This window comes from Bacillus sp. GW821-FHT11D08 (genome assembly GCF_058808515.1).
This window is the reverse complement of the sequence record NZ_JBXARS010000009.1, coordinates 41,736-57,531: the sequence shown is the minus strand read 5'-3', so window position 1 is coordinate 57,531 and position 15,796 is coordinate 41,736. Positions and strand designations below refer to the sequence as shown.

Sequence of the window (15,796 nt, the reverse complement as noted above, 5' to 3'; positions counted from 1 at the left end):
TTCTTTCTCACGCAACCCATTTTAAACCAAAAAATATAACTTGTAAAACTATTTTGTTTTAGAACTATTCCATCAGTGAATGATACAATAGTCCCGTGTTTTTAGTTTCTTCCCTTCCCCTTACCCTCATACATGCACAAAAAAACACACCCCACATGAGGTGTGCGCTTCCTGTTTACCGCTGTCCTTTCTCCTGAATGAAATGATAAAACAGCTTGTTTAAACGTTTGTATAAATCGGCCTCATCCTCAGTCTGGAAGGCTTTTATACTGTCTTCGGACTCGATGATGGCCGAGCTGACCGCACTTAGTATTTCCGACCCTTCAGCGGGCATATCAGCCGGCGCCATCATCACCAAAGCGCGGTCGACGGTCAGGGAATTTCCGTCCATGCCTTTGACACTGCATGGAGCTGTCAAATCATAAATTTTGAAAAAAGGCGTGACAATTTCTTCATTTTTGAGATGGTACAGGGCCATCGCCGTTCCCGGAATGCCGAGTCCGCCCTGTCGTTCACGCTCAGCAAGGCGCTGTGCGGTTTTTTGGGCATTATGAACCAATCCTTCTTGCTCCAGCATGTCAAACATACGGTTCAAAAACAGTTCATACGCCGTGTTTGAATCAATGGATTTGACCGAAAAGTTCCGCAGCACGCTTTGGATAACCGCCGCGTAATGCGCCATACGGCCGGCCGCTTCCAGCATATCAGGCGTCTCCGGCTGCTTCTCTTCTCTTTTACCGTTTCTTTTTTTGTCAAGAATCAGCGGAATTTTTCTTTTGATGTACTGCTTGACCTGATCAGCGTCTTCTTCGTTTAAAAGCGGACTGACCATGACGTAATCAATGTTTTCATACGGGATCGGAACGGTGGATACGATCATGTCATACGCGGTGATGTCTCGATCCTTCAGTTCGATGAGGGAAGACATATCAAAGGAACGGATTTCCGGAAGCTCTTTTTTCAGCCTGGATGCGAGCATTTTGGACGACCCGATGCCGCTTGAACAGACGATCAGCGCTTTGATCTTCGCTTCTTCCCGTTTGATTTCCAAAGCGGAGCCGAAGTGAAGAACGATGAAAGCGATCTCATTATCAGAGAAAAGAAGCCCCGGAAAGAATTTTTCCATTCCTTCTTCTACGGCCATGTACAGCAGAAAGTAGTCGCGTTTAATTTGCTCGGTCATCGGGTTGTACATGTCGATATTTTCTTTTACCCGGTTGATCGCAGGCTCTAGATGGGCGATTAAACCGTCGTATAAAGAACCGTTTTCCGTCAGATCAATTTTAATTTTTTCAGAAATGAAGCCGATCAGCTGCTTCGTTTGCAAGGCCGTTTCAACCTCTATGTCTTCCGGTTTGAATTCCGTTTTGTATTTGCGGTTGGCGCTCCGCAAATGAATGGTGATATATCCGATCTCAGCTTCCGGAATTGAAACGCCGAACGCTTTTTCAAGCTCTTTTGCCATTTCCAGCGCAGAGCCGTACTCCTTCGTCTGCTGCAGCGCTTTTAGTTCCGAAGCCCCCATCGTGATGGTTTCTCCGAGCCTGATCCGGTCCATCGCAAAGGTTAAATGAACCGCAAGCGCCATGTATGAGCTGTCAGATAAGGCGATCGCGATTTTTTCCTTGAGCTGAATTAAGAGCCGGTCCATTTTCAAAAGTTCCGCTTTATTTACGACGCCGAACATTTTTTCAGCATCGTTCGGTTTTCCTTTAATATTCAATTCAACCGCTTCCAAAAAGCTTTGAATATCAAGGCGGTTGACGATGAGATTGCCGACGATTTTCCGTTTCGCATTTTCCGGCCCCGTCAGCTGAATGCCGAAGCCCCTTTTTCGGATCAGCGTCAAGCCGAAGGGCGCAATCCAAGTCTCCAGCTCATCCAGGTCATAGCTGATCGTCGCGTTTGTTACTTGCAGTTTGTTCGCCAGACTGTAGAGCTTGATCGGCTCTTGAGACTCTAATAGTGAACATAGAATTAAAAGTTTCCGCTCCTCAGCGCTGTATTCATGCTGTTCATAGGACAGGTCTGACAGGAGTTTTTGTTTGTCCTCCGGGTTTCCTACCGCTTTCAGTCCTTTGCCAGGCTGTTTATCAAGTGCCAGACCGAATGATTCCATCATCGGTTTGATTGTTTTCAACTCGCGGTGAACGGTTCTTGTGCTGACTTGTAAAGCTTCCGCCAGTTCATGCACTGTCTCGTACCGGTTCTGCAGTAATAGATGTTTCATTAATTTTTGTTCTCTCGCTGTCATATACATGAAACGCGCCTCCAGATTTTCTAGTTGTGAGAAGTATGGCATATGGGGAGTGCTGCCGGGGAAAGTGGTGTAAGTTATAATATAAAACGCTTTCAATGATTATTCAACCATTTTCAAATGGCAATTTGGCACTGGGCCGTGTGACAGTATTGAAAAAGAAAAATGTGTCAGATAATATGCCATGACGCTTGTTACTCTTGATCCGCACGGCTATACTTCAAAGTGACCTTACTTGTTTTTAGACATTGCACACCACATAAACAAACGCCCGGAAGATAGCTTCCGGGCGTTTGTTCTGTTTATGGAATATCGCAGCCTTGGACACCGGTATAAATCCGGAACCACTGATCATGGCTGAGTTTGTACGCGGATGCACGCACCGCGGCGGAAATGCGGTTCTCTTTTCCGCTGCCGACAATCGGCATGATGTCTGCCGGGTGGGTGAACAGCCATGCGTACATGACTTCGTCAATGGAAGCGGCGCCGATTTCTTCCTGTACGGAACGAAGCGCGGCACGGATACGGACGTCCTTATCTGATTGTCCGGTAAAGACGCTCCCGCCCGCAAGCGGTGACCACGCCATCGGCGGAATGCGTTTTTCCTGACAGAAATCCAGCGTGCCGTCATGAATATTTTCCAGCTCGTACGCCGAGATTTCAATTTGGTTTGTGATGAGCGGATCATCCAAATAGGATTCGAGCATTCTGTACTGGTGCGCTTTAAAGTTCGACACCCCGAAATATCTGACCTTTCCCGAGCTTTTCAGCGCATGAAACGCTTCAGCCACCGCCTCCGGGTCCATAAGCGGGTCCGGTCTGTGAATGAGCAGCACATCCAGATAATCCGTATTCAGATTCAAGAGCGACTCCTCCGCCGACGCTAAAATGTGAGACTTCGACGTATTATAATGATGCGACTTGTTTCCGGGCCGTTCCGGTGATTCAATGACAATCCCGCATTTTGTGACGATTTCGATTCGCTCCCTTATTGAAGGCGAAAGGGACAAAGCGCCGCCGAAGAGCTTTTCACACGTATAACCGCCGTATATATCGGCATGGTCGAAGGTGGTGATGCCTTGGCTGATACACCATTCAATCAAATTCAGCAGCTCTCCGTCTGAAACATTCCATTCGTTCAGACGCCAAAGCCCGTGTATCACTCTTGAAAATTCCAGGTCTTCAGCCAATTGAATGCGCTGCATGTGAGATCCCCCTTTTTCTTAGAGCCTCTTGTATCTCTGTTTTCAGGAATTGCCCATGCTGTTTCATTCTGCTTCGGCGGCCGATTTTCCTTTCAGCCCGCAAAAATCGTCATTTAATGATTCTGAAACTGCTTTTTCGCTTTTTCAACGACGTAATGGCTTCCGCCGCGTTTTTTGACGTCTTGAATCATCATCGCGATCAAGAGGTCTTTCTTTTTATAATCGTAACCGACAAACCAGCCGTTTTCTTTGCCGTCTTTATCTTCTTTAGACGTTTTCAGCTCGGCTGTACCGGTTTTCCCGGCTACGGTAATGCCGCTTACGGCCGGCTGATATGCAGAGCCGCGCGGATCTTCAACGACGCCTCTCAGCCCTTTTGTGATTTCTTCGGCATTGGCTTTCGATACCACTTGCTTATGCCAGATTTGCGGTGTTTTTTCTCCGTCTTTGATCAATGTCGGTTTGACGAGATTTCCGTCTGTTACAAATGCGGTATAGTCAGCCGCTAAGTGCAGCGGAGACATCAGCATCTGCCCCTGGCCGTAGCCCGTATCTCCGAGAAGGATCTCGGAATCAAGCTTGCCGTTAGCGATTGAAGACTTTTCAATCGGAAATTGGTACGGAATCTCTTCATCAAAGCCAAATGTTTTTAATCCTTTTGTAAACGCGTCCGCTCCGGCATCTATGGCATTTTGCGCAAAGTAGATGTTGTCTGATGTGATCAGCGCGTTTTCGAGATCCACTTCATTCAGGCGCTCTGATACGCGTGTGACATGGTAACCGCCCCAGCTCGAATCTTTCTGCCACTCTTTTCCGGTGATTTTTTTCTTTTCTGACGCTTTCAATGTGCCGTTTGTCAGGCCGACTGCCGCGGCAATCGGTTTAATCGTTGATCCCGGCGCATAAAGTTTGTTGAATTTCGCTGAAAACGGATTGTTTTTATCTTCATTCAGCTTTTTCCACTCTTTTCCGCTCCAGCCGAAAAGAAAGCCATTCGGGTCATAAGACGGTGCGCTGACGAGCGCGAGTGTCTCTCCCGTTTGCGGTTCGAGGGCGACTGCCGCTCCGCTGTCATCTTTCATAGAATCATACAGCTTCGTCTGCGTTTTCATGTCAATCGTTACATGAATATCCTGCCCGCTTTCGGCTTTCTTTTCAGCAATGACCTCACCTGTTTGCGGGACGTAAATTTTCCAGCCGGTCGTGCCGCGCAGCTTGTCTTCATATACATTCTCAAGGCCGGCGATGCCGATTTTGGAAGTATCGCTGTATTGGCCGTCTTTCGCTTTTTTCAGCTGCTCCGCTGTGATGGTTTTAATATAACCGGTCAGATGGGCCGCTTTTTCGCCGTACGGATAGTAGCGGGAGCTGACTTTCGTTTTCGTCACGCCGTCTAATGCGAGCAGGCTTTTGACCTTGCTTTCATCATCCGGTCTGATTTTTTGAAGCGGGACATAGGAGTCGTCTTTTACCCAGCCCTGGTTCAGTTTGCTTTTGATATCGTCTTCAGAAAGGTCCAGTTTTTCAGACAGTTTTTTGATCACGCTGTCTTTATCCTTGCCGAGTTTTCCAGGGATAATGCCGATTTCCGGCACCTCGGTATTCACGGCGAGACCTTTTCCGTCTTTGTCGTAAATTTGTCCGCGCTTCGGTTCTTCATTTGCGATCTGCACGGTTTTGTCATCGGAAAGCTGTTTGAAAATAAAAGAAGGATTCCAGTCGATGTTCCATGATTCTCCATCGTCTGTTTTTTCTTTTTTCAGGACGGCCGTGTTTTCAAAAGCGACCTTCCCTGCTTTTGTATCCATGCTGACTTTATAATCGATGTGCTGGAGGTCATCTTTTTTCTTGTCGTCTTCGTCCTGTTTTTCGGCAGTGACTTTCAGATTTTTGACCCCTGCTTGTTCATAAACGGTTTCATATCGCTTTACAAAATCCTTTTTGGATCGTTTTTTCTTTTCATCCTGGGTGAGGCTTTGGTACATCTTATCGTAATGACCGCCGTTCCAGTCTTTTACGAAATCTTTCATTCTGTCTTCGGCCGATTCCGTTTTCGAGCAGCCGATCAAACCTATGATTCCTGCGAGTAAAAGTAATAGGTATAACCCTTTTTTCACTGTCTATTCCCCTGCCTTCCAACTGTTATTTTCTCCTAAACCAAATCAGGCTGGCAAGGATTTTTTTCTCATATTGTTTAAAATTTTTTTGTTTTTCCTGCCGTCACGGGCCATATTCTTATACAATGTATCTATTAAAAAAAGGGGGAATTTCAGATGATCAGAGAAGCAGCCATGCTGTATGTAAAAGAAGGTCTTGAGGGGGAATTCGAAGAGGCATTCCGCCGGGCGGAGCCGATTATCGCGGGCATGAAAGGTTATCTGTCCCATTCCTTGTCCAAATGTATGGAAAAGACGCATAAATATTTGCTGCTTGTGGAATGGGAGACATTGGAAGATCATACAAAAGGCTTTCGCGGATCGCCGGAATATCAGGAATGGAAAGCCTTACTGCACCGTTTTTATTCACCATTTCCCGTTGTGGAGCATTTTCAGGATCTATCAGCCTCAGATCGCGTGAAGCGTAAAACCGATTAAGGAGATCGACCATACAAAAACGGCGGTATAGATATTGAATTTCCCGGAGCCGTCGTTTTCTTTCCGTTTTTCCTCCAGCCCCTGAATGAACATGACCGCACCGAGAAACACGAGCATAACCGGCTGTATGACAGAGGTATGTTCCGCATACGTAAATGCGGCGGCCGCAAGTATAATAATCAGCATCGCGAGTGACAGTTTTAAGGCGCGCAGCAAAGCAATCCATCCTTTCTGTTATCATTTTTTGAACACAATTCTATTTCTGTCTTTATCCCCCATTATTCTAGCGTATTTTTTGCGCGGATAGAACGAAAGTCGGACAATTTTAAGTTTGTTTTAAGGAGCACGAAAAGCGCGCTCCCGATAAAAAGGAGCGCGCGGTTATGAGCGGGCGAGGGTTCCGTATCCGAGCCCCCGCAGGACGCATGCCATGACTTCATACCCCTTGCTGTTGGGGTGTACGCGGTCATGAGAGAGATATTCATTCATTTTTCCTTTGAAAGCGCTGTGGACGTCCGCAATTTTGACGTGCGGCGCCGATGCGAGTGTGCTGAGGTGCGCATTATAAGAGGATATCCATTTTTCTGCAATGGAGATGCCCGGGAAAGGATTGTATAAATTGAAGACGCGGATCTCATAAGGAGACGGGTGCGGCCCTTTTAAGGCAGCGATCTTGGCAATCATCTTTTCAAAGTTCTCATGGCAGTGACTGGACACGCTGGTGAACACCGAAGCGTCCGATGTTTGCTGATATGCCTGAACCGAATCGATCAAATCGTTGCCGCAGCCTGTAATCGTAATCATATCAGCAGCCTGAATCCGCCTCTGAATGTACGGCAAGGACATAAGCCCGAGAATTTCTCCCGTCTCAAGGCCTGATTTGGCAAAGATGGATACGTCAGTTCTTGTCTGTAAATCTTCTGCCATCATACGCCCAAACCGCTGGACAAAACCGGCGGAAAACGGCCCGGATCCCCTCCCCGTCGTCAAAGAATCCCCCAGCGCCGTATAAACAAGTCCCATTTACTTTCCTCCACTCGTTACTATCGATATTGTAATGTACGCGAGTGAAGAAAAATTGGCTCGGTCAATAACCCAATTTCTCAGAAATATGCTGTGCGGCGGTTTTGACCTTTTCGGTTAAATACGGCAGCCTATCCTCTGAAAACCGGGCTTCGAAGCCGGCGATGCTGATTCCGGCAGCCACCTTACCTTCGTGATTGAAAATCGGCGCCCCGATCGCCGCCGTGTAATCTTCTAATTCCGAATAGCTGATCGTATAACCTGATTGTAAGGACCTTTCAATGGATTGAAGCAGTTCAGCCCGATCCGTCATCGTGCCTGAGGCGATTGCGGCAAGCTTTGTCTTCTGAATGTATGTGTCAATCTCCTCTTTTGGCAGAAACGATAGAATGCTTCTGGCGCACGCTCCCGCGTACAGCGGCGACCGGCGGCCGATTGCCGTATACAGGCGGACGGTTTGAGTGCCTTCAATTTTTTCGACGTAAATGGCTTCATCTCCGTCCCTCATGATCAGCTGAACGGCCTCATCCACTTCGCCGCACAGCTCTTCCATAATCGGTTTGGCTATTTTCCTGATGTCCAGACGTTCAGAGACGAGCTGGCCGAATTGTAAAAAGATCAGACCAAGCTGATAACGGCCGTCCGCTGCCCGGGTGAGAAATCCCGTTTCCTCCAGCGAGCTTGCCATCCGGTGAACCGAGGTCTTCGGCATTTCCGATAGAGAAACCAGCTCATTTAAGCTCAGGCTCGGTTCAGTCAGAAATAAATGAAGCAGTTCCATTGATTTGATGACGGTTTTGTTTTTGTTTTCCATGGTCTTTAGCCCCTTTGTCAGATCAGCCATTCCATTTTGAGCCTTGCTTTCAGCTCCTTCAGCTGCTGTTCCTTCTCTAAAAGCAGCATTTCCGCTTCCTCCAGCGAAACGGCCCGGAACGTGATATGTTCCCCCGGCATCGTTTGGGCGACGAGAGGAAGATCAGCGGATATGATATGCGCCATCCGCGGATAGCCCCCCGTCGTCTGTCTGTCAGCCAGCAGAATAATCGGATTGCCGTCCGGCGGCACCTGCACCGTTCCGAACGTCACGGCCTCAGATACCATCTCCAGCGGCTCCCGCAATTCAAGCGGAGCGCCCTTCAGCCGGTAGCCCATTCGGTCGGATTGAGGCGTGACCGTATATGACTCTTGATAAAAACGCAATTTTGCTTCTTCTGTAAAAGCGTGAAATTGAGCGCCTTCAAGCACTCGTATGACCGGATTTTTTTTCAGCGGCAGAAATCCTCTGCTGCTGACAGACCAATCAGGCGCTGAGAAACCATGCTGTCCGAAAGAATCGCTCAGACGGTACGCGATTGATTCCGAACATGGCGTCATACGGCCGAGCGGCAGCTCATCATCTTTTTGCAGCGCTCTTCCGCAAAAACCGCCGATCCCCGCTCTGACATATGTGCTTTTGCTTTCCATGACGGCGGGCACGTCAAATCCCCCCGCGACGGCGAGATAAGCGCGGCTCCCCATCTTGCACGGCCCGAATGAGACGACGCTGTTTTCCTTTATCAAAACCGGTTTCCACAGAGGGGCGGGCTCCCCATTAATATGAAGGGCGAAATCAGCTCCCGTGACGGCAATAACCGCAGGTTCTGAAAATTCAAAGGAAGGCCCGGGCCCCATGAGCGTAATTTCCAGTCCCGCCTCTTTTTCTTGATTTCCGGCAAGAAGATTGGCGATGCGCAGTGAGATCGTATCCATTGCGCCGCTTCCCAGCACACCGTATTTCTGATATCCCGTCCGCCCCTTGTCCTGAACCGTCGTCAAGAGACCGGGCTTTACCACTTTCATACTCATTCGGCTCCCTCCTTGATGCGGCTGTACTCCTCTGCCGTGATCCGGACGAATTTCACCGTATCGCCCGCTCTCAAAAGACTCGGCGGATGTTCTTCCGGCCTGAAAAGACGGAGCGGGGTGCTGCCGATCAGCTGCCAGCCGCCGGGAGTGGATATCGGATACACACCGGTCTGCATTCCCGCGATTCCTACTGAACCGGCCGGGATGGACGGCCTTGGCGACGCCTTTCTCGGCGCTCTGATCCGCTCAGACATTCCTCCTAAAAACGGAAATCCCGGCGCAAATCCGAGCATATAAACGAGATATTCGCCTTCAGTATGAATGCGGATGACGTCTTCCAGGGTCAGATCGTTCATCTCAGCGACCTCTTCTAAATCGGGACCGAAATCACCGCCGTAGCAAACGGGGATTTCCATCACCCGGCGCTCTTCTTTGCGGCCGGTCATTATATGGCTGAGACGTTCTGTCACTTCTTTCTTGACCAGGGCAAAAGGAGAGACGCCTTTTTTTATGTTTGAGACGGCATACACATCATAAAAGATCGTTAAGCTTGTGAATGCCGGAATACATTCAACGAAGCCCGGAAACGGCCGTTCTTCCATACAGGCTGCCGCCGCATGCACCCGGCTGTTGACCTCTTCGCTGATGTGCCCGCCAAAGCGGATGATAACGGCGGAATCACCGTACGGCTGTATATCAAGCGCTGTATTTCCGCTATACTGCATCATTGTCATCACCTCGTTGTATTCTTTCTCACTTACAGGACAGCAAGCGATTCATTTCGTATATCGGTGATCAGCATGTGCCCCGGTGAATGTGTTATTACGATGTCAGGCTTTGCTTCCATGATCACCGCCTGGGGCGTAACGCCGCAAGCCCAGAATACGGGAACTTCACCTTCCCGCACCGTTACGGCATCTCCGAAATCCGGCTGATGCAAATCGCTGATACCGATGCTTTGCGGATTTCCGATGCGGACGGGGGCGCCGTGCACGGCGGGAAAACGTGACGTGACCTGCGCCGCGCGGACTGCAAGCCTTTCCGGAATCGGTCTCATGCTGACGACCATCTTTCCAGAAAACGGGCCGGCGGGAACACAGTCAATGTCTGTTTTATACATGGGGACATTCACACCCTCATCGATGTGCCTGATTGGAATGTGCTGATTAATAAGGGCTTGCTCGAATGAAAAACTGCAGCCGATTAAAAACCCGACATAATCATCCTTCCAATACGGCGTAATATCCGTTACCTCTTCAGTAAGCACGCCATGCCGATAAATCCTGTATTTCGGAAAGTCCGTCCGGATATCAGCTCCCGGCGCAGCTATTGCCGGAACGGGTGAACCCGCATCCGTCACATCAAGCACCGGACAAGGCTTTTGATTGCGCTGGCAGAATAAGAGAAAATCAAAGGCAAGATCCTTTTGCAAAACGACGAGATTGGCTTGAGCGTAAGAAGCGGCCATCCCCGCCGTCGGCCCGGTCATCTGCCCCTTCCTGATCAGCTGTCTGACTTCTTCGGGGCTCATGTCACTCATATGGTTTTTCATATCATCAGCTCCATAGCTGCGGCATCTGCGTGAATAATGTATAGATGCCCATAACCGCCATGACAACCACTACGATCGCCCCTGCAATCGTGAGCCAGATCGGATGCTTGTAATCGCCGACGATTTTTTTCTTATAAGCGCCCAACAGTATCATCGCTAATGCAAGCGGCAGAATTAAGCCGTTAAGCGAACCGACCGCGACCAGAATTTTGGCAGGCTGGCCGATCGTAACAAAAATAAGAGTGGATACGATGATAAAACCGATAATGACGCCATGTGAGTGCTTTTCGATTTTTGTTGAAAATGATTTGAAAAATGATACCGATGTATAGGCGGCGCCGATGACAGACGTGATAGCGGCAGACCACATGATGACGCCGAAAATTTTATAGCCTACATTTCCCGCCGCAAGCCGGAATACAGAAGCCGCCGGATTATCAGGATCAATGCTCAGGCCCTTTGAGACGACGCCGAGCACGGCGAGAAACAGGGCAATCCGCATAATCGATGTAATCAGAACGCCTGTGATGGAGCTTTTCGTAACCTGAGGGAGGACTTCCTTCCCTTGGATGCCTGAATCAAGCAAACGGTGGCCGCCGGCAAATGTAATGTATCCGCCGACCGTGCCGCCGACAAGCGTCACGATCGCCAGCACACTGATATGATCAGGCATAAAAGTTTTCACAACGGCGTGTCCGACCGGCGGAGCCGTCGTTACGGCAACATACACAGTCAATACGATCATGACGATGCCGGCGATCTGCATAAAACGGTCCATGACTTTTCCGGCTTCCTTTATGACAAAAATCAGCACCGCGACCGCTGCGCTGATTAAAGCGCCGATCTCCGGTTTGATCCCGAATAATACTTGAAGACCGAGACCCGCGCCGCCGATGTTTCCGATATTAAACGCAAGTCCGCCGAGCACGACCAGAAAAGCAATGGCATAACCGGCGCCCGGAAGCACCATATTGGCAATCTCTTGGCCGCGCTTTCCGGAAACCGCGATAATCCGCCATACATTGGTTTGCGCGAAAATGTCCAAAATAATAGAAATTAAAATGATAAAGCCGAAGCTTGCCGCCAATGTATTGGTAAACGTGGCCGTTTGCGTCAGAAAGCCGGGCCCGATTGATGATGTCGCCATCAAAAATGTCGCGCCTAAAAGAAGCGACCATTTGCCGGAAGCCTTTCCGGCTGTTTTTTTCTTTTGCTCCATGCTGTCTTCCTCCCTCTGCTGCTCAGTCTTTTGAAAGTGCGCTGATTTGAATGTTTGCCGCTTTTAATTCTTTTTTGATTGTTTTTGCGAATGTGAGGGCGTGGGCTCCGTCTCCGTGAATGCAGACCGTGTCCGCTTTCAGGCTTACAGCTTGTCCCTTACGTGATGTCACCGTGCTGTCTTTCACCATTTGAATCACTTGACCGACCGCTTTTTTGTCATCCTGAATCAGCGCATCCGGCTCTGAACGCGGCGTCAGCGTGCCGTCTTCCTGATAGGTGCGGTCCGCAAACACTTCGCTTGCCGTCCTCAGTCCGATTCGATCTCCCGCTTTAATCAGCTCGCTTCCGGAAAGCCCGAAAAGAATAAGCCCGGGATCAAAATGACAGACCGCCTGAGCGATGGCTTCTGACAGGCCGGGATTGACGGCGGCCATATTATATAAAGCGCCGTGCGGCTTCACATGCTGCATCTCGACACCTTCTGCTTTTAAAAACCCTGACAGCGCGCCGATTTGGTACAGCGTCAGATCATACGCTTCCTCGGGTGTAATCGCGATCTGCCGCCGCCCGAATCCCTGCAGATCGAACAGCCCGGGATGAGCGCCGATTTTCACGCCTTTTTCCGCCGCAAGCGCAACCGTTTTGCGCATCACGCTGGGATCACCCGCATGAAAGCCGCAGGCGATGTTTGCAGATGTCACATAATCCAAAATCTCTTCATCCAGCCCGATTTTATAAGCACCGAAACTCTCTCCTAAATCACAATTGATGTCAATCTGAAACATAAGATCCCTCCTGTATTGTAAACGTTTTATATGATTATCATTCCGCTATTCGGAATGACTATTCCGAATTGTTGGATTTCTCTTCATTATATTTATTTCTGACAGGTTTGAACATCCTTTTGTCAGAAAACCTACCATGGACCTAGTCACAAATCTGACAAAACAAAAAAAGAGAGCCTCATACTGAGACTCTCTCTTTTTTCTATTATAACACCCAGTGGCGGATCGCTTTGGCGACCCCGTTTTCCGTGTTGACATCAGTCACCCAGTCAGCTGTTTCTTTCACAATGTCCTGCGCATTCCCCATGGCGACGCCGACACCCGCTTTTTCAATCATGGCAATGTCATTCAGACTGTCACCCATGGCCATCACATTTTCCATCGTGAAGCCGAGTTTTTCCGATACCTTCGCCAGCGCAGCCGCTTTGTTGATACCGAGGGCATTGACTTCGATGTTGATCGGACTGGAGTTTGTGATCTCGAGCTCCTTGTATTCCTTGAGCTCTTTCAGCACCTCATTCCGCACTTCGTCATCCTCGATTTCGAATCCGAACTTGAGCCACTGATGATCCGTAATCGTTTCCGGGAATTCCCCTCTCCACACTCTATCGACGGTAGAGGCCCAGAAATTCGTGTTGTGCTTATTCCTCAGATCCCATAATTTTTGAATATGATCGGTATGAAGAAGCTTGCGCTCAACCAGCTCAAAGTCGGAATCCCAGATTTCGCTGCCGTTTGCCGTGATTAAAAAGGATGACAGCTCGAGAGACTCAGCCAGTTCGCGGCAGGTCATCAGCGTGCGTCCTGTGCTGATGACGACGTGAATTCCTTTCGCCTCCGCCTCCTTGATCGCCCGCCGGTTTTCTTCCGGGATGAGCTGCTCGTCATTGAGCAGGGTTCCGTCCATATCAATCGCGATCAGTTTAATATCTGCGTCTTCTCTTTGTATCGGCATATATGTACCTCACTTTTTATAATGTAGTCGTCTCTATTTTAATACATATGACCCACAGGAACAAAAAACCGCTTTCTGCGTTTGGCGGGGGGAACGTTGAGGAAAAGAAATATTGAGGTGATGGAGGATGAAAGAAAGAAAACAAAAGAACAAACCGAATGAAAATCCTGAACATCATGATTTAACCGATCCGATTCCGCTGGAAGAGCTGAAGGAAAACGCCAATGACGAAAAACACAAACATGACCAAAGGGACAATTCACAAAGTGAAAGAGATTATGATACAAAATAACAGACTTGTACGAAAGCCGCCGCTGGAGGCGGCTTTTTTTACGATGGCTGGATAAATATGCTGAGCTCAGCTTCCGCCACAGGCTTCCCGGCAACGGACGCTTTCGCCCGGCCGAACACAAAACCGCGTCTGATTCGCGTGACCTCAAAAAAAAGATCCAGACGGTCTCCCGGCAAAGCGGCACCTAACCTTTCCGCTTTCTTCACCGCGGATAAGAGACCGAGGCCGTCACCGCCGGTAATTCCCGCGCAAGCCGCCGTTTGGGCCATTGCTTCAACGACGAGCGAAAATGGCATCTCTCTTTGGGATTCAGTTATAAACCAGTCATTTTCACTGATGTTTTTGTAAGCAGCCGCCCATTTTCCGGCTTCACTGTTCGTCGTGCCGTCCATCAAAAGAAACGGAAAACGATGGGGCAATAGCTTCTGATTCATCACGCAGCCTCCCTTCTCTCTCATTATAACGCAAGAAAAAACCCGCGTCCCCCGACGCGGGTTCATTTTTATTGATTGAGCTTTTTGAGCACGATGCCGTGCAGCGGCTCATGCGGCTGAATACCGCAAATGTCTTGAAGAACGCCGCTCGTGCCTTTTTCCGCGATAAGCTTTTGCAGCTCAACCGCTTCCGGATCATCCTGATAGTCAAAACGCAAGGCGGCGGCGATGCCTTCTGCCAGCGCGTTCGGTTCTTTTATTTTTTTGGCCGGCCCTACTAATCTGTCATTCGCTCCGAGTTTTCTGAGCGGTGATCTGGCGACCCTCGTCACATCATCCGTGATGTATTCATTTTCAAAGCGGCCGATGATTTTCTTCATGTACTGCTCGTGTTCGGCTTGCTTAAAGCCGTACGCTTTCACTAAGTACTCGCCCGTTTCTGAAAGTGCATCGTACACGACACGCCGGATTTCCGGATGGCCGATGGCCTCTTTGACGGTTTTTAATCCGCGCTGATAGCCGACGTACGCCGTAACGGCATGACCGGTATTGACGGTAAACAGCTTTCTCTCGATGAAAGGTGTAAGATCATCCGTAAACAACGCGCCTTCCAGTACCGGCTGGCCGCCGGCAAAGCCGGTTCTGTCTATGACCCATTCAAAAAACGGTTCTACAGATACTTTCAGCGGATCTTCATGGTGCTGAATCGGCACGATCCGATCCACCGCAGAATCCGGGAAGCCGACCGTCCGGTTCACGAGTTCCCGCTCCGCTTCCGTCAAATGTCCGAAAACTGCTTTTTTCAGAAAACTGCTGCCGCCGATCATATTTTCACAGGCAATGATATTGAGAGGCTCAGAGGACGTTCTGCGCTTCAGCCCTTCCGCGATGGACGGGGCGATGAGTCTGAGAACGTTCGGGCCCACCGCCGTCGTAATGATCGCCGCTTCATTGATCAGCCTGTACAGCTCTTGTTCTTGCACCGCGCTGTTGATGGCTGAAACGGGGCCGATGATTTCTGTCTGCCGGCCGCCGTCGGCAAGCTCCACGGTATATTCCTTCTTTTCATTGAGAAGGCTGACCATCGTTTCATTCACATCAGCGAAAACTACGTCATAGCCGGAATGATGGAGCAGGGCGCCGATAAAGCCCCGCCCGATGTTTCCCGCTCCGAAATGAAGGGCAATCATGTCAGTTCACCTCGCTGAAAATAGCGGCCAGTTCTTCTTCCGTCTTTGCACTGATCAGCCGTTCGATGTTTTCTTCCTCTGAGCAGATGATGGCGATGTTTGACAGGATGTCTAAGTGTTCATTGTTTTTTCCGGCGATACCGAAAACGACCTTTGCCGTATTGCCTTCACCGTATTCCACACCGTCCGGAATCTGGATGACGGAAATGCCTGAATGAAGCACCTCATCCTTCGCATCTTCCGTGCCGTGCGGGATCGCGATGAAATTCCCCATAAACGTGGATGATGTTTCTTCACGTTCGAACATTTTTTCCACATAGCCGTTCTTCACGTAGCCGTTATCAATCAATGTCTGTCCCGCGAGGCGGATGGCATCCTCCTTTGAGTTCACTGTCTGGTTCAGTTTGATGTTCGCTTTAGCCAATACTTCCATGATGAAAATC

17 protein-coding genes are annotated in these 15,796 nt (G+C 49.3%); 2 read left to right on the top strand and 15 right to left on the bottom strand.

Annotated features, from left to right (window positions below; all coding sequences use genetic code 11):
* Positions 1 to 175: 175 nt before the first annotated feature.
* From AC1RRX_RS16775 to AC1RRX_RS16765, 3 genes are all read right to left on the bottom strand, one after another.
* A complete protein-coding gene (locus AC1RRX_RS16775) occupies positions 176 to 2,260 on the bottom strand; it encodes a BglG family transcription antiterminator (protein ID WP_144464910.1) in 2,085 nt (694 codons plus the stop codon).
* A gap of 299 nt (positions 2,261 to 2,559) precedes the next feature.
* Positions 2,560 to 3,462, bottom strand: coding sequence for an aldo/keto reductase (locus AC1RRX_RS16770; protein ID WP_100001214.1), 903 nt, complete (start codon positions 3,460 to 3,462; stop codon positions 2,560 to 2,562).
* Between the two features lie 113 nt (positions 3,463 to 3,575).
* Complete coding sequence (locus AC1RRX_RS16765; RefSeq protein WP_007410302.1) at positions 3,576 to 5,579, bottom strand: penicillin-binding transpeptidase domain-containing protein; 2,004 nt, start codon at positions 5,577 to 5,579, stop codon at positions 3,576 to 3,578.
* Positions 5,580 to 5,735: 156 nt separating this feature from the next.
* On the opposite strand from AC1RRX_RS16765, the gene AC1RRX_RS16760 reads away from it, so the two are divergent.
* Entirely contained in the window at positions 5,736 to 6,056 is a 321-nt protein-coding gene (locus tag AC1RRX_RS16760; RefSeq protein WP_007410301.1) for an antibiotic biosynthesis monooxygenase family protein, read from the top strand.
* Here the strand turns inward: AC1RRX_RS16760 and AC1RRX_RS16755 are convergent.
* From AC1RRX_RS16755 to AC1RRX_RS16715, 9 genes are all read right to left on the bottom strand, one after another.
* On the bottom strand, positions 6,027 to 6,242 hold the full coding sequence (locus tag AC1RRX_RS16755; protein ID WP_369719110.1) for a YczI family protein: 216 nt from the start codon (positions 6,240 to 6,242) through the stop codon (positions 6,027 to 6,029). The two genes, AC1RRX_RS16760 and AC1RRX_RS16755, sit on opposite strands and share 30 nt — an antisense overlap.
* Positions 6,243 to 6,437: 195 nt before the next feature.
* Positions 6,438 to 7,079 (bottom strand): spore germination lipase LipC, encoded by a 642-nt coding sequence (gene lipC, locus AC1RRX_RS16750; protein WP_007410300.1) that lies wholly within the window; start codon positions 7,077 to 7,079, stop codon positions 6,438 to 6,440.
* Between the two features lie 64 nt (positions 7,080 to 7,143).
* Positions 7,144 to 7,893, bottom strand: coding sequence for an IclR family transcriptional regulator (locus AC1RRX_RS16745; RefSeq protein ID WP_007410299.1), 750 nt, complete (start codon positions 7,891 to 7,893; stop codon positions 7,144 to 7,146).
* 17 nt (positions 7,894 to 7,910) lie between these two features.
* Positions 7,911 to 8,918, bottom strand: a complete 1,008-nt coding sequence (locus tag AC1RRX_RS16740; protein WP_095532175.1) for a 5-oxoprolinase subunit C family protein — start codon at positions 8,916 to 8,918, stop codon at positions 7,911 to 7,913.
* 2 nt (positions 8,919 to 8,920) lie between these two features.
* Positions 8,921 to 9,652 carry a 5-oxoprolinase subunit PxpB gene (pxpB, locus tag AC1RRX_RS16735; RefSeq protein ID WP_015239164.1) on the bottom strand — a complete coding sequence of 244 codons (732 nt, stop codon included), beginning with the start codon at positions 9,650 to 9,652 and terminating at the stop codon, positions 8,921 to 8,923.
* Positions 9,653 to 9,681: 29 nt separating this feature from the next.
* Positions 9,682 to 10,476, bottom strand: a complete 795-nt coding sequence (locus AC1RRX_RS16730) for a putative hydro-lyase (protein WP_007410296.1) — start codon at positions 10,474 to 10,476, stop codon at positions 9,682 to 9,684.
* Between the two features lie 4 nt (positions 10,477 to 10,480).
* The gene (locus tag AC1RRX_RS16725) at positions 10,481 to 11,695 is read right to left on the bottom strand and encodes an NRAMP family divalent metal transporter (protein WP_007410295.1); all 1,215 of its coding nucleotides are present in this window, start codon (positions 11,693 to 11,695) and stop codon (positions 10,481 to 10,483) included.
* A 22-nt stretch (positions 11,696 to 11,717) separates the two neighbouring features.
* Positions 11,718 to 12,482, bottom strand: coding sequence for a 5-oxoprolinase subunit PxpA (locus tag AC1RRX_RS16720; RefSeq protein WP_106080101.1), 765 nt, complete (start codon positions 12,480 to 12,482; stop codon positions 11,718 to 11,720).
* Positions 12,483 to 12,687: 205 nt separating this feature from the next.
* The gene (locus AC1RRX_RS16715; RefSeq protein WP_007410293.1) at positions 12,688 to 13,437 is read right to left on the bottom strand and encodes a Cof-type HAD-IIB family hydrolase; all 750 of its coding nucleotides are present in this window, start codon (positions 13,435 to 13,437) and stop codon (positions 12,688 to 12,690) included.
* Between the two features lie 127 nt (positions 13,438 to 13,564).
* On the opposite strand from AC1RRX_RS16715, the gene AC1RRX_RS16710 reads away from it, so the two are divergent.
* Positions 13,565 to 13,729, top strand: a complete 165-nt coding sequence (locus AC1RRX_RS16710) for a YczO family protein (protein WP_003156294.1) — start codon at positions 13,565 to 13,567, stop codon at positions 13,727 to 13,729.
* A gap of 38 nt (positions 13,730 to 13,767) precedes the next feature.
* On the opposite strand, the gene AC1RRX_RS16705 is transcribed toward AC1RRX_RS16710, so the two are convergent.
* From AC1RRX_RS16705 to AC1RRX_RS16695, 3 genes are all read right to left on the bottom strand, one after another.
* A complete protein-coding gene (locus tag AC1RRX_RS16705) occupies positions 13,768 to 14,163 on the bottom strand; it encodes a 3-hydroxyacyl-ACP dehydratase FabZ family protein (RefSeq protein ID WP_032866926.1) in 396 nt (131 codons plus the stop codon).
* Positions 14,164 to 14,231: 68 nt separating this feature from the next.
* Positions 14,232 to 15,353, bottom strand: a complete 1,122-nt coding sequence (locus AC1RRX_RS16700; protein ID WP_144464908.1) for a mannitol-1-phosphate 5-dehydrogenase — start codon at positions 15,351 to 15,353, stop codon at positions 14,232 to 14,234.
* A 1-nt stretch (position 15,354) separates the two neighbouring features.
* Positions 15,355 to 15,786 (bottom strand): PTS mannitol transporter subunit IIA, encoded by a 432-nt coding sequence (locus AC1RRX_RS16695; RefSeq protein ID WP_012116817.1) that lies wholly within the window; start codon positions 15,784 to 15,786, stop codon positions 15,355 to 15,357.
* Positions 15,787 to 15,796 lie beyond the last annotated feature (10 nt).